Source organism: Arthrobacter sp. 10T425 (assembly GCF_056393985.1).
This window is the reverse complement of sequence record NZ_JBFTGZ010000002.1, coordinates 273610-298595: the sequence shown is the minus strand read 5'-3', so window position 1 is coordinate 298595 and position 24986 is coordinate 273610. Positions and strand designations below refer to the sequence as shown.

Annotated in this window: 24 protein-coding genes; 13 read left to right on the top strand and 11 right to left on the bottom strand. The window is 69.5% G+C overall.

What is annotated here, in order from left to right:
- The first annotated feature begins 87 nt into the window (after window positions 1-87).
- The 9 genes from mshD (at window position 88) to asd (ending at window position 9418) form a co-directional block, all read left to right on the top strand.
- Complete coding sequence (gene mshD, locus AC1DDH_RS03665) at window positions 88-1110, top strand: mycothiol synthase (protein ID WP_476870457.1); 1023 nt, start codon at window positions 88-90, stop codon at window positions 1108-1110.
- Between the two features lie 89 nt (window positions 1111-1199).
- Window positions 1200-3464 (top strand): RNA degradosome polyphosphate kinase, encoded by a 2265-nt coding sequence (locus tag AC1DDH_RS03660; RefSeq protein WP_223913793.1) that lies wholly within the window; start codon window positions 1200-1202, stop codon window positions 3462-3464.
- An 11-nt stretch (window positions 3465-3475) separates the two neighbouring features.
- Complete coding sequence (locus AC1DDH_RS03655; protein WP_476954871.1) at window positions 3476-4453, top strand: NUDIX hydrolase; 978 nt, start codon at window positions 3476-3478, stop codon at window positions 4451-4453.
- 78 nt (window positions 4454-4531) lie between these two features.
- Complete coding sequence (locus tag AC1DDH_RS03650) at window positions 4532-6178, top strand: hypothetical protein (RefSeq protein ID WP_476954870.1); 1647 nt, start codon at window positions 4532-4534, stop codon at window positions 6176-6178.
- Window positions 6175-6576: a GntR family transcriptional regulator gene (locus tag AC1DDH_RS03645; protein WP_476855674.1), complete on the top strand. Its 402-nt coding sequence runs from the start codon at window positions 6175-6177 to the stop codon at window positions 6574-6576. The genes AC1DDH_RS03650 and AC1DDH_RS03645 overlap by 4 nt, the downstream gene beginning before the upstream one ends.
- Before the next feature lie 33 nt (window positions 6577-6609).
- Window positions 6610-7413, top strand: a complete 804-nt coding sequence (locus AC1DDH_RS03640) for a thymidylate synthase (protein ID WP_079550143.1) — start codon at window positions 6610-6612, stop codon at window positions 7411-7413.
- Entirely contained in the window at window positions 7410-8003 is a 594-nt protein-coding gene (locus AC1DDH_RS03635; protein ID WP_476954869.1) for a dihydrofolate reductase, read from the top strand. The genes AC1DDH_RS03640 and AC1DDH_RS03635 overlap by 4 nt, the downstream gene beginning before the upstream one ends.
- Complete coding sequence (locus AC1DDH_RS03630; protein WP_028276519.1) at window positions 8003-8230, top strand: NF038396 family protein; 228 nt, start codon at window positions 8003-8005, stop codon at window positions 8228-8230. The genes AC1DDH_RS03635 and AC1DDH_RS03630 overlap by 1 nt, the downstream gene beginning before the upstream one ends.
- A gap of 45 nt (window positions 8231-8275) precedes the next feature.
- Window positions 8276-9418 carry an aspartate-semialdehyde dehydrogenase gene (asd, locus tag AC1DDH_RS03625; protein WP_476947178.1) on the top strand — a complete coding sequence of 381 codons (1143 nt, stop codon included), beginning with the start codon at window positions 8276-8278 and terminating at the stop codon, window positions 9416-9418.
- A 68-nt stretch (window positions 9419-9486) separates the two neighbouring features.
- Here asd and AC1DDH_RS03620 read toward each other — a convergent pair whose 3' ends face one another.
- Window positions 9487-10593: a winged helix DNA-binding domain-containing protein gene (locus AC1DDH_RS03620; RefSeq protein ID WP_476954868.1), complete on the bottom strand. Its 1107-nt coding sequence runs from the start codon at window positions 10591-10593 to the stop codon at window positions 9487-9489.
- Window positions 10594-10682: 89 nt separating this feature from the next.
- On the opposite strand from AC1DDH_RS03620, the gene AC1DDH_RS03615 reads away from it, so the two are divergent.
- Entirely contained in the window at window positions 10683-11231 is a 549-nt protein-coding gene (locus AC1DDH_RS03615; protein ID WP_476954867.1) for a hypothetical protein, read from the top strand.
- Between the two features lie 77 nt (window positions 11232-11308).
- Here the strand turns inward: AC1DDH_RS03615 and AC1DDH_RS03610 are convergent, their stop codons facing one another.
- The 4 genes from AC1DDH_RS03610 to AC1DDH_RS03595 are packed head-to-tail and all read right to left on the bottom strand — an operon-like array spanning window position 11309 to window position 14692.
- Window positions 11309-12376, bottom strand: a complete 1068-nt coding sequence (locus tag AC1DDH_RS03610; RefSeq protein ID WP_476872981.1) for a UDP-N-acetylmuramate dehydrogenase — start codon at window positions 12374-12376, stop codon at window positions 11309-11311.
- 56 nt (window positions 12377-12432) lie between these two features.
- The gene (locus AC1DDH_RS03605; protein ID WP_476954866.1) at window positions 12433-13758 is read right to left on the bottom strand and encodes an MFS transporter; all 1326 of its coding nucleotides are present in this window, start codon (window positions 13756-13758) and stop codon (window positions 12433-12435) included.
- A gap of 14 nt (window positions 13759-13772) precedes the next feature.
- Window positions 13773-14210 carry a MaoC family dehydratase gene (locus tag AC1DDH_RS03600; protein WP_243181112.1) on the bottom strand — a complete coding sequence of 146 codons (438 nt, stop codon included), beginning with the start codon at window positions 14208-14210 and terminating at the stop codon, window positions 13773-13775.
- 2 nt (window positions 14211-14212) lie between these two features.
- Window positions 14213-14692, bottom strand: a complete 480-nt coding sequence (locus AC1DDH_RS03595) for an FAS1-like dehydratase domain-containing protein (RefSeq protein WP_476859391.1) — start codon at window positions 14690-14692, stop codon at window positions 14213-14215.
- A gap of 196 nt (window positions 14693-14888) precedes the next feature.
- Between AC1DDH_RS03595 and AC1DDH_RS03590 the strand changes: the two genes are divergently transcribed.
- The gene (locus AC1DDH_RS03590; protein ID WP_476954865.1) at window positions 14889-15302 is read left to right on the top strand and encodes an ArsR/SmtB family transcription factor; all 414 of its coding nucleotides are present in this window, start codon (window positions 14889-14891) and stop codon (window positions 15300-15302) included.
- Window positions 15299-16996, top strand: coding sequence for a SulP family inorganic anion transporter (locus AC1DDH_RS03585; RefSeq protein ID WP_243181115.1), 1698 nt, complete (start codon window positions 15299-15301; stop codon window positions 16994-16996). The genes AC1DDH_RS03590 and AC1DDH_RS03585 overlap by 4 nt, the downstream gene beginning before the upstream one ends.
- Here the strand turns inward: AC1DDH_RS03585 and AC1DDH_RS03580 are convergent.
- From AC1DDH_RS03580 to AC1DDH_RS03560, 5 genes are all read right to left on the bottom strand, one after another.
- Window positions 16986-17210 (bottom strand): DUF3188 domain-containing protein, encoded by a 225-nt coding sequence (locus AC1DDH_RS03580; protein WP_476855665.1) that lies wholly within the window; start codon window positions 17208-17210, stop codon window positions 16986-16988. The genes AC1DDH_RS03585 and AC1DDH_RS03580 overlap by 11 nt on opposite strands.
- A gap of 128 nt (window positions 17211-17338) precedes the next feature.
- Window positions 17339-18283, bottom strand: coding sequence for a DUF2797 domain-containing protein (locus AC1DDH_RS03575; protein WP_476954864.1), 945 nt, complete (start codon window positions 18281-18283; stop codon window positions 17339-17341).
- Between the two features lie 24 nt (window positions 18284-18307).
- The gene (locus AC1DDH_RS03570; RefSeq protein ID WP_223913776.1) at window positions 18308-19171 is read right to left on the bottom strand and encodes an HpcH/HpaI aldolase/citrate lyase family protein; all 864 of its coding nucleotides are present in this window, start codon (window positions 19169-19171) and stop codon (window positions 18308-18310) included.
- 163 nt (window positions 19172-19334) lie between these two features.
- Window positions 19335-20330: an aldo/keto reductase gene (locus tag AC1DDH_RS03565; RefSeq protein ID WP_476859388.1), complete on the bottom strand. Its 996-nt coding sequence runs from the start codon at window positions 20328-20330 to the stop codon at window positions 19335-19337.
- The gene (locus AC1DDH_RS03560; protein ID WP_476851335.1) at window positions 20327-22033 is read right to left on the bottom strand and encodes a glycoside hydrolase family 13 protein; all 1707 of its coding nucleotides are present in this window, start codon (window positions 22031-22033) and stop codon (window positions 20327-20329) included. Before AC1DDH_RS03560 ends, AC1DDH_RS03565 begins: the two co-directional genes overlap by 4 nt.
- A gap of 103 nt (window positions 22034-22136) precedes the next feature.
- Here AC1DDH_RS03560 and AC1DDH_RS03555 point away from each other — a divergent pair, with 103 nt between their 5' ends.
- On the top strand, window positions 22137-23315 hold the full coding sequence (locus tag AC1DDH_RS03555; protein WP_476954863.1) for an ROK family transcriptional regulator: 1179 nt from the start codon (window positions 22137-22139) through the stop codon (window positions 23313-23315).
- A gap of 15 nt (window positions 23316-23330) precedes the next feature.
- Here AC1DDH_RS03555 and AC1DDH_RS03550 read toward each other — a convergent pair whose 3' ends face one another.
- Window positions 23331-24902 carry a Na+/H+ antiporter gene (locus tag AC1DDH_RS03550; protein ID WP_028276506.1) on the bottom strand — a complete coding sequence of 524 codons (1572 nt, stop codon included), beginning with the start codon at window positions 24900-24902 and terminating at the stop codon, window positions 23331-23333.
- Between the last annotated feature and the right edge of the window lie 84 nt (window positions 24903-24986).

Here is a 24986-nt window from a genome sequence, read left to right as displayed (position 1 = left end):
ACGCCGGACGAGATAACGACTATACGCGGCCGTCCGCAGTTCGACAAAATCGGCCGCTGACCCCCATGCACCCGATAGCCTTGCACCATGAGCCCTGCGCACCCGGAAAACTGGCCCGTACACACTGAAAAAGGAACCGTGGACGCCGCGCTGCTGCGGGACGTCGCCGCCCTTGTCGCCGCGGCGGAAGAGTCCGACGGCAATCCGCCGTTGTCCGAACAGACCCTTGTCACGCTGCGCGCCGGCGATGCGGGCGAGCACTCGGTGCTTGCCCTGGCCCTCTATGCCCCTGACGACAAGTTGGATCCCGCGACGGCGCAGGACCTGGCCGGCGTCGCCGTCGTCATCGAGGAACCGGACGGCACCGGCATCCTCGAGGTCGCCGTCCATCCCAGCTACCGCAACCAGGGCGTGGGCGACCGCCTGCTCGGCGAACTGAAGACCGTCCGCGGCTTCGCCGGCCTGAAAGCCTGGTCCCACGGAAACCACGAGGCCGCGGCCGACCTCGCGGCCCGCTACGGCTACGGCGCCGTGCGTGAGCTGTGGAAGATGCGGTTGATGACGGCGGCAGCGGCCCTGCCGGAGGTCCAACTCCCGGACGGCGTACAGCTCCGCGCCTTCGTGCCCGGCCGGGACGAGGACGCCTGGCTGGCCGCAAACAAGGCCGCCTTCGCCCACCACCCGGAGCAAGGCAACATGACGCGGGCCGATCTGGACGCCCGGATGGCCGAACCGTGGTTTGATCCCGCGGGCTTCCTGCTGGCCGTCGACCCGGCGGACCGGCTCCTGGGATTCCATTGGACCAAGGTGCACCCCCGGCACGGCGACCACCCCGCAATGGGCGAGGTCTACGTGGTGGGCGTGACCCCCGACGCCCAGGGGTCCGGGCTGGGCAAGGCCCTCACGGTCGCCGGCATCAGGCATCTTCAGGACCTGGGGCTCCGCGCCGTCATGCTCTACGTCGATGCCGACAACACCCCCGCCGTCGCCCTCTACCGCCGGCTCGGATTCACCCGCTGGGATGTCGACGTGATGTACGCGCCGCTGCCGCAGCAGCCATCACCGGCCGCCGCTCCTGCGCCGGACGGCGTTAGTCAAGTCGGCGGATAACCGTCCCGGCCCGGGCCGAAACCTGGGGTCATCCGGCCATGATTGCTTGTAAGGTTGAAGCTACATCGCGCCAGCATTGAGGAGACACCATGCCACGGGATACCGCCCGGACATCCACGTCTGAACCAGCAACGCCGGAAAAGGGGGCGCGTCCTGTACGTGCCCGCTTTGGCTCCTCCGAAGTGCCGGCCTCGCGCGCCACGCAGGACCGGATCGACATTCCGGAGTTCGCACCGAACCTGGAACCGGAAGGCGACATCCGCCCCGACCGGTTCCTGGACCGGGAACTGAGCTGGCTTGCGTTCAACGCGCGGGTCCTGGAATTGGCCGAGGACCCCAACCTGTACCTGCTGGAGCGGGTCAGCTTCCTGTCCATCTTCGCCTCCAACCTGGACGAGTTCTTCATGGTCCGGGTGGCCGGGCTGAAGCGGCGGATCGCCACGGGGCTCGCCGTCCCCTCCCCTGCCGGGCTGAGCCCCATGCAGGTCCTGGAGCAGATCGGCGAGGAGGCCCACCGGCTGCAGCAGCGCCACGCCCGGGTCTACGCCGAACAGATCCGTCCGGCGCTGGCCTATGAGCACATCCACCTGATGCACTGGGAGGAGCTCGACTCGCAGGCCAAGGACCAGCTCAGCGCCATGTTCGCGGAAAAGGTTTTCCCGATCCTGACGCCGCTGGCCGTGGACCCGGCGCACCCGTTCCCCTACATCTCCGGGCTGTCCCTGAACCTCGCCGTTGTGGTCCGCAACCCGGTCAGCGACAAGGAGCTCTTCGCCCGTGTCAAGGTCCCTGACCAGCTCCCGCGCCTGATCTCCATCGACGGCGCCCGCGCCGGTTCCGTCCCGGGACGGGTGGCACGGTTCATCGCGCTCGAAGAAGTGATCGCCGTGCACCTGGACCAGCTGTTCGCCGGCATGGAGGTCCTGGAACACCACATCTTCCGCGTGACCCGCAACGAGGACGTCGAGGTCGAAGAGGACGACGCCGAAAACCTGCTGCAGGCCTTGGAGAAGGAACTCCTGCGCCGCCGGTTCGGCCCGCCCGTCCGCCTTGAGGTCACCAATGACATCAACCCGAACATCCGTGCCCTGCTGATCCGCGAGCTCGGCGTCGAGGAATCCGAGGTCTACTCCGTGCCGGCGCCGCTGGACCTGCGCGGGCTCTCGGTGATTGCCGGGATCGACCGGGCGGACCTGCACTACCCCAAGCACGTCCCGCACACCTCGCGCTACCTCAACGAATCGGAAACGTCCAAGGCGGCCAACGTCTTTGCCGCCATGCGGCGACGGGACATCCTCCTGCACCACCCGTACGACTCCTTCTCCACGTCGGTCCAGGCGTTCCTGGAACAGGCAGCCGCGGACCCCAAAGTCCAGGCCATCAAGCAGACCCTGTACCGCACTTCCGGTGACTCCCCGATTGTCGATGCCCTGATCGACGCCGCCGAGGCCGGCAAGCAGGTCCTGGCGCTCGTGGAGATCAAGGCGCGCTTTGACGAGCAGGCGAACATCTCCTGGGCCCGGAAACTGGAACAGGCCGGCGTCCATGTGGTGTACGGCATCGTGGGGCTCAAGACCCACTGCAAGCTCTCCCTCGTGGTCCGCCAGGAAGTGGACGGCCTGCGCCGCTACTGCCACATCGGCACCGGCAACTACCACCCCCGCACGGCCCGCTACTACGAGGATCTGGGCCTGCTGACGGCGAACGAACAGGTCGGCGAAGACCTTTCGAAGCTGTTCAACCAGCTCTCCGGCTACGCGCCGAAGTCCACGTTCAAGAGGCTGCTCGTGGCGCCGCGCTCGGTCCGTTCCGGGCTGATCGACAGGATCGAGACCGAGATCAGGAACGCCCGGGCCGGCATCCCCGCCCGCGTCCAGATCAAGGTCAATTCGATGGTGGACGAAGCCATCATCGATTCCCTGTACCGCGCGTCCCAGGCCGGGGTGCAGGTGGATGTCATTGTCCGCGGCATCTGCTCCCTGCGGCCCGGCGTTCCGGGCCTGAGCGAGAACATCACGGTCCGCTCCGTGCTGGGCCGCTTCCTGGAACACTCCCGCGTCTTCGCTTTCGCCAATGCCGGCGACCCGGTGGTTTACATCGGCTCGGCCGACATGATGCACCGCAACCTCGACCGCCGCGTTGAAGCCCTCGTGCAGCTGACGAGCGGCGACGACACGAGCTATGTCCTGGACTTGCTCAACCGCTACATGGTGCCCGAAACCGCGAGTTGGCATTTGGACAAGCAGGGTGAATGGACCCGCCACCACCTGGCGGAAGACGGCCAGGACCTCAAGGACGTGCAGTCGTGGCTGCTCGCCTCCCGCTCGCGCCAGCGCTCGACCAGCCTGCGGTAGGGATCGTGAGTGTGAGCAGCGATGCACTGGTTGCGGACCAGGCTGACCAACCCGGCGAAGAGGTTTCCGTCACGGCGGCGGGCGCCATCCCGTGGCGCCTAAATTCGGTAAACAAGGACCAGCTCGAGGTCGTGCTGATCCACCGTCCGCGGTATGACGACTGGTCCTGGCCGAAGGGCAAAATCGACGCCGGCGAGACCATCCCGGAGTGCGCCGTGCGCGAGGTGGAGGAGGAGATCGGGCTCACCGCTCCGCTGGGGATCCCGCTCCCGCCCATCCACTACCACGTGGCGGCCGGGCTGAAGGTGGTCCACTACTGGGCGGTCGACGTCGACGGCGCCGTATTGATCCCGGACGGCACGGAAGTCGACAGCGTCATGTGGTGCCCGCCCGAGAAGGCCGCCCGCCTCCTGAGCAACCCGAGCGACATCGAGCCGCTGCAGCACCTGGTGAACGCCCACGACCGCGGGGAGCTGGCGACCTGGCCGCTGCTGATCGTGCGCCATGCGAAGGCCAAGCCCCGCTCGTCCTGGTCCAAGGCCGAGGGCGACCGCCCGCTGGCCGCCACCGGCATGCGGCAGGCGCAGTCGGTGGGGCGGCTCCTGCAGGCGTGGAAGCCTGCGCGGATCGTTTCAAGCCCGTGGTTGCGGTGCGTGGCCACCATCGCACCCTACGCCAAGGCGGCCGACGCCAAGGTCAAGCTCAACGAGGCCCTCACCGAGCACCGGCACAGCCGCAGCCCGCACAAGACGGCAGCCGTCGTCGAGGGATTGTTCGACAAGCAGCGGGCCGTGGCGCTGTGCACGCACCGTCCGGCGCTGCCCACGGTCCTGAAGCAACTCGCGAAGCACATGAACTCCCGGCTGCGGGACCTGCTGCCGTCCTCGGACCCGTTCCTGGCGCCGGGCGAGATCGTGGTCTGCCACGTCGCCCGCGGCAGCAAGAAAAAAGTGGTCGCGGTGGAGCGGTTCAAGCCGTTTGACGACTGAGGTCCTTGACCCCGGGGGGCCCTAAGCCTAGTTTGTATCAATAGCTTGATACATTACTGCTGAATCTTGGGGGATTCCGTGCCGGTCCTGTTGAACGTGCCGCCGATGCTGTTGCTCGGCCCGGCGATCGCCGCCCTGCTGGTGTATGCCGTCCTGCGGTGGGTGATCTGGGCTCCCGGGACCGGAACGTCGCCGCAGACAGTATCGGAGCACGGGCTGTGGGTAGGTGTGATTGGCTGGCTCGCGAGCTCACTCCAGGGCGCCATGACCCTGGGTATCATCCCGGCCAATCCGTCAGCGTCCGCCGTGGTGGGCGCCGACTCGATCATCCCGGCGCTGGCATGGCCGGTCCTGGGCTGCCTGGGCGTGCATGCCCTGGGACAGGTCACCTACCCGGGTCCGCGGCGAATGCGGCGGCAGGCCGTGCTGTCCGTGCGGCGCATCAAAGACTTCCTGCCCCGCAGGCTGGCATTGACCACGGCTGCGATCTTCGTCTCGGCTGCCGCGGCCATCGCCCGGACTGCCACGCTGCCCGGGTTCGCGGCCGTGGCTCCCACTACGGTCAGCGACGGCGCGTACGGCTACTACAACAGCGGCGGCGACGGCCGTATCCCCGGACCGGAGGTGGCCGCCTGGCTCGGCGGCGCCCTGCTGGTGCTGGCCGTCGGCACGTGGCTGGTTTTGTGGCTGATCGCCCGCCGCCGGCAGTTGGAGGCCCTTGACGCGGCGGACAACGCTGTACTGCGGACCATCGCGATGAACCGGCTGCTGCGCACAGTGTCCACAGTGGCTGCCGGCTTGGCGGTCATCGCGGGGAACTTCGCGGCCCGTCCTGATCCGGCCCAGCAAACGGGATCGTGGACGAACTTCGCCGGCCTCGCGGCGACCGTGGTCCTGCTCGTGATGTGGTGGTGGCGGCCGCCTCGGCTTGCTTCCGCCGGGCTGGGCGTCCGGAACAGGCCGGAATCAGGGATCGCCGCCGGCCGCCAGCACCCGGCCGCCAGGCTGGTTTCCTCACTTGGAGCGCTCCTGGGCCTCGCGGCTGCCGTGCCGCTGGTCGCCGGAGCCTTCCTCGCCCCCGTGATCATGGCGGCCGCCGGCTACGGACTTGCGGGACTCGTGGCCGTGATGGGCACCTGCGTCCTGCTGGTCATCGCCGGAGGCGAGCTGGTCCTGCAACGCAACTACGGAACGCCGGAGGCGCCGCGCACCTGGCCCCGGCAGCCGGTCAGCCCCGCCCTGCTGACCACGGCGGTCCTGGCGCTGCTGGTCTTCCTGGCAGCCCTCGCCGTCACCGCCGCGGGACAGGCCCTGCTGGCCGAAGATCCCGGCTGGGTTCCGGTTGCACTACTCACCACCGGGACCTGCGTTGCCGCCCTGCCGGCGTTCCTCCGGGCCCGGTTCCGCCAGGGCGTCCGCGACGCCCCGCGCGGTCTGGACGCCGCGCTGCGCGCCATCACTGTCCACCGCGTCGTGCGGACCCTCGCAGCAACCCTCACGGCCCAGGCCGGTGTCCTGCTGCTGACCCAGACCAATGCCTGGGCGGCGGTGTTCGGGCCGGACGCGTTCGGCGACGCCGTCGATCCGGCCGCCGGATCATGGTGGCCGGCGACCCTGGCCGGCGCTGTCCTGGCCGCCAGTGCCGTGGTCATCGCCGTCATCCCCGTGGGCGGCCTGGCCCGGAAGACCCCCGCTCCCCTGCCGCGGAAGGAAGTCGCCGCGTGACGGCGGGCATCGCCATCAACCTGCGTTCGCCAGTTCCCCCTTTCGAGCAGATCCGGACGCAGATCGCCTCCCTCATCAGCGTCGGGACGCTGGCCGCGGGAACCCGGCTGCCGACCGTCCGCAGCCTCGCGTCGGACTTGGGCCTCGCGGCCGGGACAGTCGCGCGGGCCTACAAGGAACTCGAACTGGCCGGACTGGTCGAAACCCGGCGGCGCAACGGCACGGTGGTCGCCGGCAGCCAGCCGATCCTGACCCCGCCCGCACCTCCGCCGGGCACGGTCCCGGTGGAGGTGATCGCCGCCGTCGACCGCTGCATTGCGGAAGGCCGCACTGCCGGGCTCGACGACGCGGCACTGCTGGCGATCCTGCGGGCGAGGCAGGGAGGGTCACACAAATAAGGAGAGCCGGCGAGTTCTCAGTAGACTGGAACGGTGAGCATCCCTACGCCCTATGAAGACCTCCTGCGCGACGTCCTCGAGCACGGCACGCACAAATCGGACCGCACCGGCACCGGCACCCTGAGCGTTTTTGGCCGCCAGCTCCGCTTTGACTTGAGCAAGAGCTTCCCGCTGATCACCACCAAGCGGGTGCATTTCAAGTCCGTGGCGGTGGAGCTGCTCTGGTTCCTGCGCGGCGACACAAACGTCAAATGGATGCAGGACCAGGGCGTCACCATCTGGGACGAATGGGCCGACGCCGACGGCGAACTCGGTCCCGTTTACGGGGTCCAGTGGCGTTCCTGGCCCACGCCCGACGGCGGGCACATCGACCAAATCGCCGAGCTCATCGAGAACCTGAAGTCCAACCCGGATTCGCGCCGGCACATCGTCTCGGCCTGGAACGTCTCCGAACTCAAGGACATGGCCCTGCCCCCGTGCCACGCGTTCTTCCAGTTCTACGTGGCGGACGGCAAGCTTTCGTGCCAGCTGTACCAGCGGTCGGCGGACACCTTCCTGGGCGTGCCCTTCAACATCGCGTCCTACGCCCTGCTGACACGCATGATCGCGCAGCAGACCGGCCTGGAACCGGGCGAATTCGTCTGGACCGGCGGGGATGTCCACATCTACGACAACCACATGGACCAGGTCCTCAAGCAGCTCGCCCGCGAGCCCTACGACTACCCCCAGCTGAACATCACCCGCAAGCCGGACTCCATCTTCGACTACACCCTCGAGGACTTCGAGGTGGTCGGCTACCAGCACCACCCGACGATTAAGGCCCCGATAGCCGTATGAGCAACGACAACACCGCGGGCATGCAGCCCGGCGATTTCACGGAACAACTCCGAGCGTCCACCACTGGCCTCGGGCTCGTCTGGGCCCAGACCAGCACCGGGGTGATCGGCAAGGCCGGCGACATGCCGTGGCACCTGCCCGAGGACATGTCGCACTTCAGCCGCCTCACCACCGGCCACCCGGTCATCATGGGACGCAAGACCTGGGAATCCTTCCCGGACAAGTACCGCCCCCTGCCCGGCCGGACGAACATCGTCATCACCCGCCAGGCCGCCTGGCGGGACACCCCGGGCGCGGAAGGCGCCGTCGCGGTCGCGTCGCTCGATGACGCCTTGCTTGAATCCCAGTTCGTGGCCGGCCATGAGACCGTGTGGATCATCGGCGGCGGCGAAATCTTTGCCCAGTCCCTGGACCTTGCCGACGTCGCCGTCGTCACCACCATCGACACCAGCGCCGAAGGGGACACCTTCGCTCCGGAACTCGGCTACGACTGGACCGTCTCGGCCAGCCTCCCGGCCAACGGCTGGCTGACCTCCGCCAACGGCACCCGCTACCGGATCACGCTGTGGCGCCGGACGGAGGCCAAGTAATGCTCCGGAAGCCCGAGACACTCTTTGTCCTGGGGTACATGCTCCTGCCCCTGCTCGCACTGCTCTCCGCGGTCGTGGGGCTGACCATGATCCTGGGCGGCAACAAGATCCTCGGGGCGATCGTGCTGGTGGTGGTGACCCAGGTCTTCACGTTCGGGGCGGTTTTCGCGCTGCGCCGGCGCAAGGCGGCGCTGCTGGAAGAGCCCCGCGGCGACTATAACGCGTGACGTAACCGACTGCGCCGGGCGGGCCGTGAAGTCTAAACTGGGCCCATGACTACAGCAGCTACCCCGTCCGTCGGCCTGGTTGGTTGGCGTGGCATGGTCGGTTCCGTCCTCATGCAGCGCATGCAGGATGAGGGCGACTTCGCCAACATCAACCCGGTCTTCTTCTCCACCTCGAACGCGGGCGGTGCCGCCCCGGCCCTGGCCGGCGCCGCTGCGGGCGCCGCCGGCAAGCTTGAGGACGCGTTCGACCTCGAGACCCTGGCGAAGCTGCCCATTATTGTCACCGCCCAGGGCGGGGACTACACCAAGCAGGTCCACGGCGAGCTCCGCAGCCGCGGCTGGGACGGCCTCTGGATCGATGCCGCCTCCACGCTGCGCATGAATGAGGATTCCATCATCGTGCTGGACCCCATCAACCGGGACGTCATCGACGCCGGCCTCTCCGGCGGGGTGAAGGACTTCGTCGGCGGCAACTGCACCGTGTCCTGCATGCTGATGGGCCTGGGCGGGCTCTTCAAGAACGACCTGGTCGAATGGGGCACGTCCATGACGTACCAGGCGGCCTCCGGCGGCGGGGCGCGCCACATGCGTGAACTGCTGAACCAGTTCGGCAGCCTCAACGCCGAGGTCAGCACCGAACTGGACGACCCGGCGTCGGCGATCCTCGAGATCGACCGCAAGGTCCTGGCACACCAGCGCGCCGGCATCGACGCCACACAGTTCGGCGTTCCGCTGGCCGGTTCGCTGATCCCCTGGATCGACGCGGACCTCGGCAACGGCCAGTCCAAGGAGGAATGGAAGGCCGGGGTGGAGACGAACAAGATCCTTGGCACCTCCGCCGCGAACCGCGTCGTCATGGACGGCCTGTGCATCCGGATCGGTGCGATGCGCTCCCACTCCCAGGCCCTGACACTGAAGCTGCGCGAGGACCTCCCGATCGCCGAGATCGAGAAGCTCGTGGACGCGGACAACCAGTGGGCCCGCGTGGTGCCAAACACCAAGGAAGCCTCAATGGCCGAGCTCACGCCCGTGGCGGCGTCCGGCACCCTGGACATTCCGGTGGGCCGGATCCGCAAGCTCGAGATGGGTCCGCAGTACATCAGCGCGTTCACGGTGGGCGACCAGCTGCTGTGGGGCGCCGCGGAGCCGCTGCGGCGCATGCTCCGCATCGCCACCGGAAACCTGTAGGAGCCCGTCCGGGACACCCTACAGGCATACGTTCAGACACCCCTTCAGGCACCTGTTCCGGCGCCTGTTCAGGCGCCAAGGAATCTGCGGTATTTCGCGGCCTGCAGCCCAAAAGACTTTTGGGCTGCAGGCCGCAGCCCGTTAACGGCGTCGAAGGGTTCAGGCACGACGCCGGCTCCCCTGCGGCCCGGCGGCCCGGCCCAGGTGCCGATCACGCCGCCGCCGGCCACAATGGTCTTCTTGAACACGCCGTTGCCGCCGGGGACGATCTTGTCGGCGTGCTCCGGCGGCAGCACGAGGGACCGGTCCGCGTAGCCGAGCAGGAATTCGTCGAACCCCGGCAGCGCCAGCACCGTGCGCTGACCGGGGACGCCGTCGTCGAGCAGCGCGGCTGTCTCTGCAGAGAGCCAGTAGCTGGTCCCCTCAAACTCCAGTTCCGCCAGCCGGTCCGACACCCGGGCCAGGGCGGCCCGGGTTTCCGTCAGCGGAATGCCGGCCCACCAGGCAAAATCACGTTCCGTGGCGGGGCCGTGACTGCGAAGGTAGCGCAGCAGCCACTCGGCGATGCCGTCGGAACGGTCCAGGGTCCGCGACTCGGTGATCCAGTCGCCGAAGGCCACGACCAGCTGCTGGTTGCCGGCCAGCGGACCCTGCACCAGCAACCCCCGCTGGCACAGGATCCCGAGCAGATGGATGCCGCGCTGGCCCGCCGTGGACTGGCCCGCCCGCTCGAAGGCCTGGAACAGCTCCGCCCGGCTGGCAGCTCCTCCGGAGACCAGCTGCAGGGCAGTTGCCGCGGCGGCGTCGACGTCCGCGGCCGTGATCTCGAGCTCCCGGTGGCGCCGGGCCAGGCCCTGGATCAGCCGGTCGGAGGTGATGGCCAGCATCCATTTCAAGTCCTCGGGCGCCAGCACGTGCAAGGTGCCGCGCATTGGCCAGGAACGGACGATCTCCGCCCGGTCCAGCGCCCCGCGTACGTCTTCGGCGCGGGAACCCGGCACGCGCTGGCCGACGGCCCAGAGCACGGCCTGCAGATCCTGAGCCTGCATCGCAGTCATGCCGCGGACGGCGTCGGGGACGGACTGAAACCCCGGTCCCAGCAGTCCCTGGGCGGCGAGCCGCAGCCTGCCGATGATTCCGGGGCCAAGCCGGCGGACGCCCGTCACTGCTGCCATGGAACCATGGTAAGTCGCGTGTGCTGCCTGTCGGGTTGTTGCCCGGCTGTTCCCAGCCGCCATCCAGCAGGCTTCCCTACCCTTGAATCATGACTATGAGTGAGGTGTGGCCGCTGCTGCGGCCCCTGTGCCGGAAGCTGGCCCTGCTGGGCTGGGCGTCCAGCGCCGCCGGCATGGCTGCCGGGCTCGCCGTCGCCATCGCCAGCGGTACCCGGCTCTCGCCCATGATGAGCACCCTGCAGCTGGTGGCCGCCTCGTCCATGGCGGTGTCCGTGGCCAGCTTCGTCACGGCCGCGGCGTTGCAGCCGCGGGCACGGTCACGGTCTCAGTCACGGTCTCAGTCACAGCCTCAGGCACGGGTGCAGGCGGCCGTGAAGCACGGAAGCGTCGCCCCGCGGGGCCGGGAGCTCCAGCTCGACTATGGCGGCGAATTTCCGGCCACCGTACAGGCCTTCCTGCTCGGCTCCCTGGCGTTCCTCGCCGGCGCCGTGGCGTTTGCGTGCGCCGGACTGGTGCTGCAAAGCGGGCCCAGCGTCCAGTCCGTGGCGTTCTGCCAGGTCTTCCTGCTCGGGGCCGCGGCCTCCGGTTTCACCTTCATGCTTTTCAGCAAGGTGGCACCCCGCCACACGGAACCGTAGCCGGGGCGCGGCGGCGCCCGGCCGGCGCTGCCCGGCCTTGCCCGGGCAGCGGCCCTTTTCCTGGGGCCGGACTTTACCTAAAGATCGACGCCGATCAGCAGCGGCTCCGGGTGCAGTTCAATGCCGAAACGTTCGACGACGCCGTGGCGGACCTCGCGCGCGACGGCCAGCATGTCCGCCGCGCTCGCCCCTCCCCGGTTGGTGATGGCAAGGGTGTGCTTGGTGGACAGCGAGGCCCGGCCGCCCGAGACGCTGTCCGGGTCCAGGCCGAAGCCCTTGGCGAACCCGGCCTGGTCGATCAGCCACGCCGCCGAGAGCTTGGTCAGCCCGTCCGCACCGGCGGGGTACCGCGGGGCCTCCTGCGGCAGCCGTGCCGCGACGTCCTCGGCCACGATCGGGTTCGTGAAAAAGGATCCCGTGGAGTAGGTGTCACGGTCGTCCGCGTCCCAGACCATGCCCTTGGACGCCCGGAGCCGCAGCACCTCGCGCCGGACGTCGGTGGAGTAGGCGCGCTGGCCCTGCTCGACGCCGAGCACCCGGGCGAGTTCGGCGTAGCGGACCGGGGCGCTCTTCCGGCCGAGCGGGAGCTGGAACTCCACGGTGAGCACCACATAGCGCGGTGAGCCGTTGACGGTGGTCTGCTTAAGGATGGAGTCCCGGTAGCCGAACTTGAGTTCGGAATTCGTGAAGGTCTTCACCGCGTTGCGTTCCCGGTCCCAGGTGCGCACGACGGCGATCGTCTGGGAGACGTCGGCCCCGTAGGCGCCGACGTTCTGCACGGGGGTGGCGCCCGTGGCACCGGGGATCCCGGAGAGTGCTTCGACGCCGGACCAGGCATGCTTCACGGCGTGTTCAACGAAGGCGTCCCAGTTGTGGCCGGCCTGGACCACCACCGCCACGCCGCCGCAGGAGTCCTCGGCGTCGACGGTGAACCCCTCCGAGGCGATCTTCAGCACCGTGCCGGGGAACCCGGCGTCGGACACCAACAGGTTGGAGCCGCCGCCGATGATCAGCAGGGACTGGCCGGCGGCGTCCGCGGTGCGCACGGCGTCGATGATCGCGGCCTCGGTGCGGGCCTCGATATAGCTGCCGGCGGGGCCGCCGACGGCGGAGGTGGTCAGGGCGGAGAGCTGGATCTGGGTCACCTGACCAGCCTAGCCGGGATCATCCGCCCGGCTAAGCCGGTACTGGCCGCACCTGGCTAGCTGTAACGTCCCGGCGCGGGCACGGGCGCGGGGAGTTTGCGGGCCACCGGGGAGAGCAGGAAACTGACGATCAGCATCACCATGACGCCCAGCAGCGAGTGGAGAATGCCGACGTGCTCGGCCAGCAGACCCAGCAGCGGCGGCCCGCACAGGAACGCTCCGTAGCCGATCGTGGACACCACGGACACCCGCGCGGCGGCCTTGACGGGATCGTCGGCCGCGGCGGACATGCCGACCGGGAAGCCCAGGGACGCGCCGAGTCCCCAGATGGCCAGGGCCACGTAGGCCAGCCACGGTACCGGGGCGAAGACGAACAGGCCGAGGCCCAGAACCGCCAGCGCGGCGCACCAGCGCATCACCGGGACCCGGCCGAAGCGGTCCAGGACCAGGGTGCCGGCGAAGCGGCCGATGGTCATGAAGGTGACGAACAGCCCGTACCCGGCAGCTCCGGCGGCGTCGGTTTGGCCGTGGCCGTCGGCCAGCGCCAGCGCCACCCAGTCCCCCGCCGCTCCTTCGGCCAGGGCCAGCCCGAGGACCAGCACGCCCAGCAGCAGGGTGCGCCTGTCACGCCAGGCCTGGGCAATGAGGCGTTTGTTGTCCAGCGGCGGCTCCGGGACCGCGTCCGCCTGCCGGACGATCGGGATGGGACCGGTAGAAGGATCCTCGAAGGTGTCTGTCCCGGACGCCTTGAAGGGCCGCTCTGCCTCGAGGGGCGTGATGTCCGCCCGGAACCAGGCCGCCGCGGTGGTCACCGAGCCGGCCACCAGCAGGCCCACCACGGCCAGGTGCAGGAAGACGGGGATCCCGGCGGCGGCAGCCCAGGCGCCCAGCCCGGCGCCCGCAACAGTGCCCAGGCTGAAGGAGCCGTGCAGCCGGGGCATGATGTGCCGCCGGACGGCGCGTTCCACCGCCGCCCCTTCGACGTTGGACGCGGTGTTCCAGCTGGCGGTGCCCAGCCCGATGATTGCCAGACCCGCGGCAACCGCCACCGGGCTGGCGAGCACCGAGGTGCCGAAGCCTGCCAGCGCCAGCCCGAATCCGACCATGATGCTGCCGATCCGGATGGTGCGCTTGGAGCCAAGGCGAAGAACAATCAGGCCCGAGGCGGACACGGACACGAAGGATCCCGCCGTCATGCAGAGCAGGAGCAGCCCGATCGTGCCCGGGGTCAGGTCCAGACCGTCGCGGATGGCCGGCAGCCGGGACACCCAGGTGGAGAATGCGATTCCGCTCGCGGCGTAGGCCACCACCACGGCGTTTCGCCAGTGCGTGATCTCGGCGGGCGGGACGAAGACTTCCTTGGTCACAGCAGCCAGATTCACAGCAACGCCATGGGCTAGGCCACCCTGACGACGGCCTGGGCCTTGACGAGGACCTTCTGGGCGGCCGAGACGACCGTGAGGTCGACGCGGGCGGTGCCGGCGTCGGCGTCGAGGGCCCCGATGGCCCCACTGATCTCGATCACGGCACCGGACTCCGGTGTCCCCGTCGTGTCGGCGACGGGAACCGGCTTCGTAAAGCGGGTCTGGAAGTCGACGACGGCGGCGGGATCGCCGGCCCAGTCGGTCACGAGCTGGACGGCCGCACCCATGGTGAACATGCCGTGCGCGATCACGCCCGGCAGGCCGACGCCGGTGGCGAAGGCCTCGTTCCAGTGGATCGGGTTGAAGTCACCGGATGCGCCGGCGTACTTGACGAGGTCGGTGCGGGTGACGGTAATGCTGCGGCTGCCAATGTCCTGGCCGACCGTGAGTGCTGCGATGTCGATGCTCATGGCTACTGTCCCTCTCCGCGGACCAGGATGGACGAGGTGGTGGTGGCGACCGGCTCCCGGACACCGGTGGCATCGGTGGCATCGCCGGGGGCCAGCGCGAAGATTTCCGAGCGGGTGGTGATCATGGCTCCGCCGCCCATGGCGCGGACGCCGTCGACGTGCAGTTCGGCGACCAACCGGTCCCCCGCGATGATCGGGCGGTGGTGCGTGAACCGCTGGTCGGCGTGGACCACGCGGGAGAAGTCGATCCCGGATTCCGGATCCTCGATCAGCTGCGCGTCGGCTCGCTGCGCGACGATAATGGCGAAGGTCGGCGGCGCCACGAGGTCCCTGTGACCCAGCGCCTCGGCGGCGGCAACATCGAAGTGGGCAGGGTGGGTGGCTTTGACCGCGCGCGCGAACTCGCGGATCTTCTCGCGGCCGACGTCATACACCTCTGCGGCAGGGTAGCTGCGCCCCTGCAGGTCCGGATTGATAGTCATGGTTCCAGCCTATCGCCACGCCCGGAGCCGTCCGGCTTCGTGACAAGGTGCGCGCCGGGAACCGGACGGGCACAGACGGGCGCTCCGGCGGGTCTTGACCGGCGCGATATGATGAAAACATCAATCCATCAATCCGAATCGCCGAGGGCGCCGCCGCACCGCGCCGCGAACGGATGCGAGAAAGTGTTTCCCCGCCATGATCTCCGCCGCGCAGACCCCCCTGTATGAAATCAAGGCCAACCTGTTCAAAGCTCTGGCGCACCCGGCCCGAATCCGGATCCTCGAGCTTCTGGCGGCCGCGCCGGACAATACGGCGCCGGTCAGTTACCTGCTCGCCGAGACGGGGCTGGAGCCCTCGCACCTGTCCCAGCATCTGGGCACGCTGCGCCGGCACGGTGTGGTGACGTCGGTCCGGACGGCGAATGTCGTGACCTACCGGCTGACTCATCCCAAGATCAAGGAGCTGCTCGCGATTGCCCGGGTCTTCCTGCTGGACACCCTCGCCGGTTCCAGCGAACAGCTCCGGATAGCGCAGGAGCTGCCGGCAGGCCACCTCGACCGCGCGGGCGACGCCGACAGTACCGGCCACCTCGACGCCACGGCAACGTGAGCGCGGCCCAGGCAGCAGACCCGGCGACGACATCTGCCACGGCACGGGGACGCTTCGCCCGGTTTGTGCCGTCCCGCCGCGACTACGAGCTCTTGAGGTCCGCCTGGAAGACGGACCTGTTCGCCGGCATCACGGTTGGCATTGTGGCGCTCCCCCTGGCCCTGGCCTTCGGGGTCAGTTCCGGGGTCGGGGCGGAGGCCGGACTCATCACCGCAGTGGTGGCAGGACTTGTCGCCGCCGTCATGGGCGGATCCAACGTCCAGGTCTCTGGCCCGACCGGCGCCATGGTGGTGGTCCTGGCCCCGGTGGTCGCCGTCCACGGCGTCGGCAGCATTGCCCTGGTCTCTGTATTGGCCGGGCTGCTGGTCGTGGTCCTGGGCGCCAGCGGGCTGGGCCGGGCCGTCGCGTTCATCCCGTGGCCGGTCGTGGAGGGTTTCACGCTCGGCATCGCCGCCATCATTTTCCTCCAGCAGGTTCCCTTGGCCACGGGCACCGAGGGAACGCCGGGCCACAACACCCTCCTGGCCGCCGTCGAGAGCGCGTCGCAGGCCACCATGCCGACCGTGCTGGAAACGCTCGCGGTGGTGGCATGCGTCGCGGCCGTGATGTACCTGCTGCCCAGGCTGAACAAGGCCCTGCCCGCGAGCCTGATCGCAGTGCTGCTCACCACTGCGGCGTCGGAGATGCTGGCGCTGGACATACCGCGGATCGGCGCGCTTCCGCACTCCCTGCCGGCGCCCTCGATGCCCTCTGTCGATCCGGCCGCGCTGGGAGGCCTGCTGATGCCGGCCGTGTCCATCGCGACGCTCGCCGCCATCGAATCCCTGCTCTCGGCCCGGGTGGCCGCCGGCATGGTCGGCCCCGACGGCCGTCCGTCCGGCGCGTACAGCCCGGACCGGGAGCTCACCGGCCAGGGGCTGGCCTCGATCGCTGCCGGATTCTTCGGCGGCATGCCCGCCACGGGCGCGATCGCCCGGACCGCCGTGAACGTCCGTTCCGGGGCCAAGACCCGGCTCTCCGCGGTGGTGCACGCCCTGGTGCTGCTGGCCATCATCTACCTGGCGGCGGGGCTTGTCGGCAGGATCCCGCTGGCGGCGCTGGCCGGCATCCTCATGGTCACGGCCGTCCGCATGGTCTCGCGGCACACCGTGACGGCGATCCTGCGCTCCACCCGGGCCGACGCCGCGGTCTTCGTGGTCACCGCCCTCATTACCGTCGCCTTCGACCTCATTGTGGCCATCCAGATCGGACTCGCCGCGGCCGCCGTGTTCACGCTGCGGACATTCGCTTCCCTGAGCGGGGTCCGGCGCGAGGACATCCCGGGGCCGCCTGTTCCGGGCGACGAGCACATCGCCATCTTCCGGCTGGACGGGGCCATGTTCTTCGGTGCAGCGGAGCGGGTCCTGCAGGAGATCAGCCAGGTCAGGGACATCCAGGTGGCCGTCATCCGGCTGTCCCAGCTGCGGATGCTGGACGCCACGGGCGCCCACATGCTCGTTGAGGTGGTCTCCGCGCTGGAGCTGCGCGGGGTCACGGTCCTGCTGAAGGGGGTCCAGCCGCAGCATCTGGAGCTCGTGACCAATGTGGGGGTCATCCGCTCACTGCGGCATCACAAGCACCTGTTCACATCCCTCCCGGACGCGGTAGAGCATGCCCGGAGCCATGTGGTGCGGAACGCGGCCGCTAGCGCTTGAGGTTTTTCCGGATCGCCTGGCCGCGGACCACAAGCCCGGCAATGTGCAGGACCAGGCCGAGTCCGATCACTGCCAGTGAGGCGAGGGCAAGGGGCTGGTTGCCGGTGCTGTTGCCCACCACGCTGAGGATGATGCCGAGGGCGATCAGGCCCATGGCGCTGAAGACGATCACCTTGTAGGCGGTTGACGCGGTGGCCCAGAATTCATTCAGCACCGTGCCAGTCTACCGGGACGGCCGGACGACACCGCGAGCCGCAAAATTCCTGGCGACACTCACATTGCCTGCCGACGCGGGAATACGGGCGCGCCCGGTAATTTGCGCGCCGCGGGGCAATTCCAGCGTCAGAACAAGGCTTCCTGCACGGCCGGGACATCCGAGCCGTGGTCACCGAGTTCGATCACCCGGGCCTTGAGCTGGCCCAGGTTCACCACGAATTCCAGTCCGCTGCCATCCAGCGCCGCGAGGGCAATGCTGCCGCTCAGCGCGTCGATCCGGAACCCATGCGCTCCGGCCGCCAGGTCGTGCGGATAAGCATGCCGGGCGGCCGGGGCGCAGGCCTTCGCGGAGAGTTCCGGCCGGTCCCACCGCTCATCCACCACCGCGAAGCCCTCCCCGCCGGCACCGGCAATCAGGGTCCGGGCCTCCCCTGCCAGCCGTCCGTTCAGGGCGTCGAGGTCGACGGCGGCTTCCGGGGCGAGCAGCGCAGCGGCCTTGGCGGCAGCGCGGACCTGCTGCGGCAGCCCGGCCTCGCGCGTGATCATGTCTTCAAGGAGGCGGACCACGCGGCCGTCCTCGGCACGGGCGACGTACCGGGCGACGACGGCGCCCTGCTCGGCGAGCCGGTTCCATTTGCGCCGGTGGGACGCGGTGCCGACCTTGCTGGCCCCGTTGGCGAAGGTGGCGACGTAGAGCCAGTGCGGCTGCATCAGGTACGCGCGCAGGCCCGGCGGGACCCGGCCGCCGCGGTGGAAGTCATGGATCAGCCGGAATTCATCCAGGACGAAGCACCGCCCGCACTGGCTGCCCCTGGCGGCGGGAGCCCGGTCCGGGCACAGGACGTGGTCCCGGTCCGCGGGTCCGTGCACCAAGTGATGCCCAAGGCACTGTTTCCCCGCGGCGGCGAGCCGGAAACCGAGGCGGGTGCCGGCGTCGAGCGTCACTGCGGTGAGGGCGCCGCCAGGGTCCTGCAGGCGCATCGCCGGCGGCCTGCCGCCGGACGCTGCGGCGGGCCCGGGCGCCGGAGCATCCCAAAAGACCCCGTGCACCAGATAGCGGGTATCGGTCACGGGTCTCCTCGAGTGGTGTGGCGGCTACAGGGCCGGCTGCACGCCAAAGGCTACCGCGAGCTTCATGATCTTCTCGGCCCGGCCCAGGCGCGGCAGGTCGGAGCCGTCCCGGATGACGCGGCCGTTGGCTTCGAAGTCGGCCATGAAGTCCGTGGCCCAGGCGACGTCGGACGGGGTGGGGCTGATGACCTCGTTGATGACCGGGGTCTGGTCGATTGCGAGGCAGAGCTTCCCAGTCATCCCCATCATCACCGTGATGCCGGTCTGTTCGCGCAGGATCGGGTGGTTCGTGCCGACGGTGGGGCCGTCGATGGGGCCGGGGAGGTTGCCCACGCGGCTGGCCACAACGAGCTTGGCGCGGGGGTAGGCCATGGCTTCCGCGGTGGCCGCCATGCCGGTGTCGCGGCGGAAGTCGCCCGAGCCGAAGGCCAGGCGGAAGGCGCCCTGGGCCTTGGCGATGTTGTTGGCTTCCTCGATGCCGACGGCGGACTCGACCAAGGGGATCACCGGGGTCTTGCCGTCCATCCGGTGGAAGCTCTCCGTGACCTGGTCGGCCGATTCGGTTTTGGCCAGCATGATGCCCAGCAGGCCGGGGGTGCCGCGCAGGCCGGCGAGGTCGTCGGCCCAGAACGGGCTGGTGGCGTCGTTGATCCGGACCCACGCGCTGCCGCCGGCGGTCAGCCAGTTCACGACGTTGGCGCGGGCGGCGTCCTTCTGCGAGGGGTCCACCGCGTCTTCGATGTCGAGGATGATCGCATCGGCCCGGGAGACGGCGGACTGGTCGAAGAGATCGGTCTTCATCGCGTTAACCAGCAGCCAGGAGCGGGCGATGTCGGCCGGGATGTTGCGTTGGGGCCGAAGTGATTCGGCGGTGGTGGTAGAGGTCATGCATCTACGCTAGTCGCCCGGGGGCACTTGCCGCTAAGCGATCCGGCCCTCAGCGGCGACCATTACGACCAAAATCACGTCCACACCCAGCTGGCCGGCAGCAGAAGCCGTTTTCGGGCTCCCAACGGCCTCGGCTGCCGGCCAGTTGGGTGGGACGGACAGGCTAGGGGATGTTGCTTCCCCGGGCCGCGACCCAGAGCCCGTACCACTCGGCGCGGGTCATCGCCGCGGCGGCCTCGGCGGCTCCGGCGCAGGCGAGGATCCGGTCCGGGTTCGCGGTGCCGATCACGGGCGCAATCCCTGCAGGGTGCCTCATGAGCCAGCCGAGCACGATCGCTTCCCCCGTGGTCCCCTTCTCGGCGGCCAGGGCGGCCACGAGGGAGGTGGCGGCCTCCTCGGCCGGCGTCCGAGCGGCCGCCGGCGCCCCGGTGTAGAGGCCGCGGGCCAGCGACCCGTATGCCTGCAGACGGATGCCGTTCCGGACGCAGTGCTCGACGGTCCCGTGCGGGAAGCTGTAGTCCGTGCCCTCGGCATGGTTGACGAGCACTGTGCTTTCCAGCCACGCCCGTTTCAGCAGGCTCATTTCGAGCTGGTTGCCCACCACGGGAACCTCGAGCCGGTCCTGCAGCATCTCGATCTGCGGGCCCGACATGTTGGACACGCCCACGGCCCGCACCTTGCCTTCGGCCATGAGCTGCCCGACGGCGGAGGCCACCTCCGCCGGATCCATCAGGGGATCCGGGCGGTGCAGCATGAGCACGTCGACGTAGTCCGTCCGGAGCCGGGCCAGGCTTTCGTTGACCCGCTCCAGGATGCCGTCCCGGCTGAGGTCGTAGTAGGCCTCCAGGCCCTGCTCGTTGAGCCGGATGCCGCACTTGGTCTGCAGCCGGATTTTCTCCCGCAGCCCGGCGGTGCGGGCCAGGACCTCGCCGAAGACGGCTTCGGCCTTGCCGTTGGTGTAGATGTCCGCGTGGTCGAACAGTGTGATGCCCGCGTTCAGGGCGGCTTCGACGGCCGCGGCCGCCTCGTCCACGTGCGCGGACGAGTACGGCTCGGCCGACCAGTCGCCGCCCAGGCCCATGCAGCCGTAGACGAGTTCCTGGGGGAGGTTCCCGGCGCCGGCGGGCGTGCCGGGCGAAGCCTGCGGTGCGGGACTCACCGCAGCCAGACGGTGGTGTTGGCCGGCAGCTGCCCGCCATCCAGCGGGCCGCTGCTGACCAGCACCTCGCCGGCCGGCAGGTCAACCGGCGCGTCGCCGAAGTTGGTCACCGTCTGCCAGCCGCCGGGACGGCTGAAGCGCAGGACGTCGGCGCTGCCGGATTCCTGCCACTGCAGTTCCTCCGAGGTCTGCAGTTCGCGGCGCAGCTTCAGGGCCTTGCGGTAGAGCTCGAGGGTGGACCCTTCCACGCCGTCCTGGGCTGCCACCGCGTAGCGGCTGAACCAGGCCGGCTGCGGCAGGTGTGCCCCGCCGGCGCCAAAGCCGAACGAGGTGCCCTCCGGGGCCCAGGGCAGGGGCACGCGGCAGCCGTCGCGGCCGATCTCCACGCCCTTGTTCCGGAAGAAGGTGGGGTCCTGGCGCTCGGCGTCGGGGATCTCCGTGACTTCCTGCAGGCCCAGTTCCTCGCCCTGGTACAGGTAGGCCGATCCCGGCAGGGCCAGCATCAGCAAGGTCGCGGCGCGGGCCCGGCGCAGGCCGAGTTCGACGTCGAGTTCCTCGACGGGGGCGCCGGCCAGCAGCCATCCCTTGCCGTCCTGGCCCTGGGCGTGCTTGCCGCCGCCCTGGGGCAGGCCGTAGCGGGTGGCGTGGCGGACGACGTCGTGGTTGGAGAAAACCCAGGTGGAGGAGGCCCCGGACTCGGTGGCCTCGGCGAGGTTCCGGGCGATGATTTCGCGGAACTCGCCTGCGGCGAAGTCGGCCTGCAGGAGGTCGAAGTTGAACGCCTGGCCCAGGCCCTCCGGGCTGGCGTAACGGGCGCGGCGGGTGGCGTGCACCCAGGCCTCGGCGACGGCGGTGCGCGGCGGGTTGTACTCGTTGAACACCTCGCGCCATTCGGCGTAGATCTCGTGGACTTCATCGCGGTCCCAGAACGGGTGCGAGCCGTCCGGGAAGCCGTCCGTTCCGGTGTTGGCGGCGCTGAGCTCCACCTTGGAGATCAGCGGCTCGGTGAGGTCCTTGGTCAGCGCGTGGGCGACGTCGACGCGGAAGCCGTCCACGCCGCGGTCGGACCAGAAGCGGAGCGTCTTGAGGAAGTCGTCGCGGATTTCCCGGTTGGCCCAGTTCAGGTCCGGCTGTTCCTTGGCGAAGATGTGCATGTACCACTGCCCGGGCGTGCCGTCGGGCTCGGTGATGCGCTCCCAGGCGGGGCCGCCGAAGACGGATTCCCAGTCCGACGGCGCGAGTTCGCCGTTTTCGCCGAGGCCGTCGCGGAAGATGTAGCGCTCGCGGGCGGCGGAGCCGCGCGGGGAGGCCAGGGCCTCCTGGAACCACTCGTGCCGGTTCGAGGAGTGGTTGGGGACGATGTCGGCGATGAGTTTGATGCCGGCGGCGTGCAGCGCGGCGGACATCTCGTCGAAGTCCGCCAGGGTGCCGAGCTTGGGGTCCACGTCGCGGTAGTCGTCGACGTCGTAGCCTCCGTCGGCGAGCGCCGAGGGGTAGAACGGGGAGAGCCAGACGGCGTCGATCCCGAGTTCCTTCAGGTACGGGACCTTGGCGGTGATGCCCTTGATGTCGCCCAGGCCGTCACCGTTGGAGTCCGAAAAGCTCCGCGGGTAGATCTGGTACACCGATGCCTGGCGCCACCAGTTGGGGTCGGCGGCGAGATCGGAACCGGACAGGGTTGCCAGCGTGGCGGTGTTGGTCAAAGGAGGTTCCTTCGGGTCTGGGAGGGCTTCTGGTAATTTAGATACAAGCTAAATATATTGCCTGAACAATTATGGGTCCGGGGACAGAAGAGGTCAAGAAGTGATGCCGCACGCAGCCGCCGCCACGCCGCAGCTGCTGCGCCGCGTCAACGCCCAGGCCGTGCTGCGCCACATCCGCGGCGCCGATGTGGCCACCGGAACCGAGCTGATGGCCCTGACCGGGCTGACCCGGGCCTCGGTGATTGCCGTCTGCGAGGACCTGATCGGCCGGGGCTGGATCGTGGAGCAGGACCAGCCCGCAGACCCTGCCAGTCCGCGGAAGGGCCGGCCGGCCCGGCGCTTTGCCTTCAACCGGGAAGCGGGTTTCGTGCTTGGCCTGGACATTGGTGCCGCGACCACCACCGCCGCCGTGGCCGACCTCCGCGGCACGGTGATCGGCCGTTCCAGCGGGAGCTTCCGTGCGGCGGACATCCCCGCGCAGGAGCGGATCGGCGTCGTCGATCTCGCCTGCCGCGAGGCGCTGGAAGCGGCGGGAGCTGACCCGGGCAGGGTCCTGGCCGTCGGCGCCGGGATCGCAGCGCCGGTGGACCGCGACGGCAACGTTCTGGTGACGCAGCGGTTTTGGAGCCTGTTCGACGTCGGGCTCCGCTCCGCGCTGAAGGAGCTGCACGGCTGGACCGTGCTCCTGGAGAACGACGCCAACCTGGCTGCGCTCGGTGAGCGCTGGCGCGGGTCCGGCGTGGGCGTGGACGATCTGGTGGTGCTCCTGGCCGGCGAACGCCTCGGCGCCGGCGTGATGGAATCCGGCCGCCTGCTCCACGGCCGCGGCGGGGCCGCCGGCGAGATGGGCTATCTGGACATGGTGGAGGGTGTTGGCTCCAGCGACGGCATCGCCGCCCTGGTGCGGCAGTGGTCGGCGGCCGGCGGCGGACCCTCCGCGGGCGGCCCTGCCAGTGCGCCGCGCGTCTTCGCGGACGCGGCCGCGGGCGACCCGGCGGCCCTGGCCATCCTGGACCGGATTTCGGAGCGCATGGCCCGGGTCATCGCCTCGATCGCGAGCCTGATCAACCCCGAGCAGGTGGTGATCGGCGGCGCCGTCGCCGAGTCCGCCGGGGCGCTCCTGCCCGGCATCACAGCGCTGCTTCCCCGCTTCACCGCGACTCCCCCGCGGGTGACAGTCTCACCCCTGGGCGACGCGATCGTCACGGCGGGCGCGGTCCGGCACGCCCTGGACTACGTCGAGGCGAATGCCTTGGAGCTGACCCTCCCCGCGCGGGGCTGACCCGGATCCGTTGCCTTAGTCCGGCATGATCATGGTGCGCAGGTCCAGCTGCCGCAGCACCCGGTCCGCGACTTCCGGGTCCATGCCCGGCTCGTTCCGGGCCGCTACGACTTCCCGGCGGGCCGCATCGAGGGCGATCGTCTGCACCGCGATCGCCAGTTCCCGGCCACGCTTACGCTGCTCCCCCGCGCTTTCATTCCGCAGGCTCCCGTCCAGCAGCTCGGCGTGCAGCCGGGTCATTTTCTCCTTCACGAGCGCCACCTTATCCGCCGGCAGCTCCTTCATGAGCTCGTTGTCCTTCAGGGCCGCGATCGCTGCCTGTTGCGCCCGGCTTGCCAACACGCGGGCGGCGTCGCGTTCTTCGGAACCGTCCTCGGACGCCTTCAGGACCCGCATGAGCCACGGCAGCGTCAGCCCGGGCAGCACCAGGGTGGCCAGCAGCACGGCGCAAGCGATCACCAGCAGCTCGCTGCGGGCCGGGAACGGCGTGCCGTCCGCAACGGTCAGCGGAAGAGCCAGGGCCAGCGCCAGGGTGGCCAGGCCGCGCATGCCGCACCACGTGAGTATCAGCACGTCCTTGGCCGAAGTAGGGCGCAGAACATCCTTCCTCGCCCGGGAGAGGCCGGACATCATGGCCAGCCAGGCGAAGCGTGCGGCGAACACCAGGACGCACACCACCGCGGCCGTCCCGACCATGCCGAAAACGCCGCTGCCTTCGTCGTGGATGACCTGCCGTACTTCCAGCCCCACCAGCCCGAACGCCAGGCCGGTGACCAGCAGTTCCACGACGTCCCAGAACGCGGTGCGGGTGACCCTCTCCGCGGCGTCCCCGGGCCGGGAGTGGCGCTGCATTTCCAGCGCGGTGACGACGACGGCGATCACCCCGGAGGCGTGCACCTCCTCAGCCAGGATGTAGGCGGCAAACGGCACCACCAGGGTGACGGCGCTCCGGGCCACCATGGAGGTCACCAGGCGGGTGATCAGGCTCGTGAGCCAGCCCATGCCGATCCCCACAACCACCGCGATCGCAGCACCCAGGACAAACTGGAGGACAACGTCCGAGGCGATCTTGGTGCCGGCGACCGCGGCGGCCACGGCCGCCTGGAAGATGACGATGGCGGCGGCGTCGTTGAACAAGCCCTCGCTCTGGAGCACGTTGATGAGCCGCCGCGGCATGTGGACCCGGCTGGCGATGGAGTCCACGGCCACGGGATCGGGCGGGGCCACCATGGCGCCCAGGGCGATCGCGGCCGGTATGCCGATGCCCGGGATCATGAGCCAGGCCGCGCCCGCGACCACCGCCGTCGAGACCACCACGAGCGCGACGGCAAGCATCAGCAACGTGCGCCAGCGGACCCGGAAAACAGCCCACGAACTGCGCTGCGCGGTCGCGAAGAGCAGCGGGGGCAGGAAAATGGGCAGGATCAGCTCGGGCGGGATCTGGATCTCCGGGAAGCCGGGGATGAACGTCAGGGCAACGGCCAGGATCAGCATCAGCACCGGGTAGGGCAGCCGCAGCTTCTCTCCGAGACCGACAGCGCCCACCGTAGCCAGCAGAAGTCCAACGATGAGTGCCAACTGATCCATGTGCCCGCTTTCCCCGGAGGCGGGCCCGGGCATCCCGGGTGGATGCGCGGACCGCCCCCACCACCCTATCGGGAAGAGTCCTGG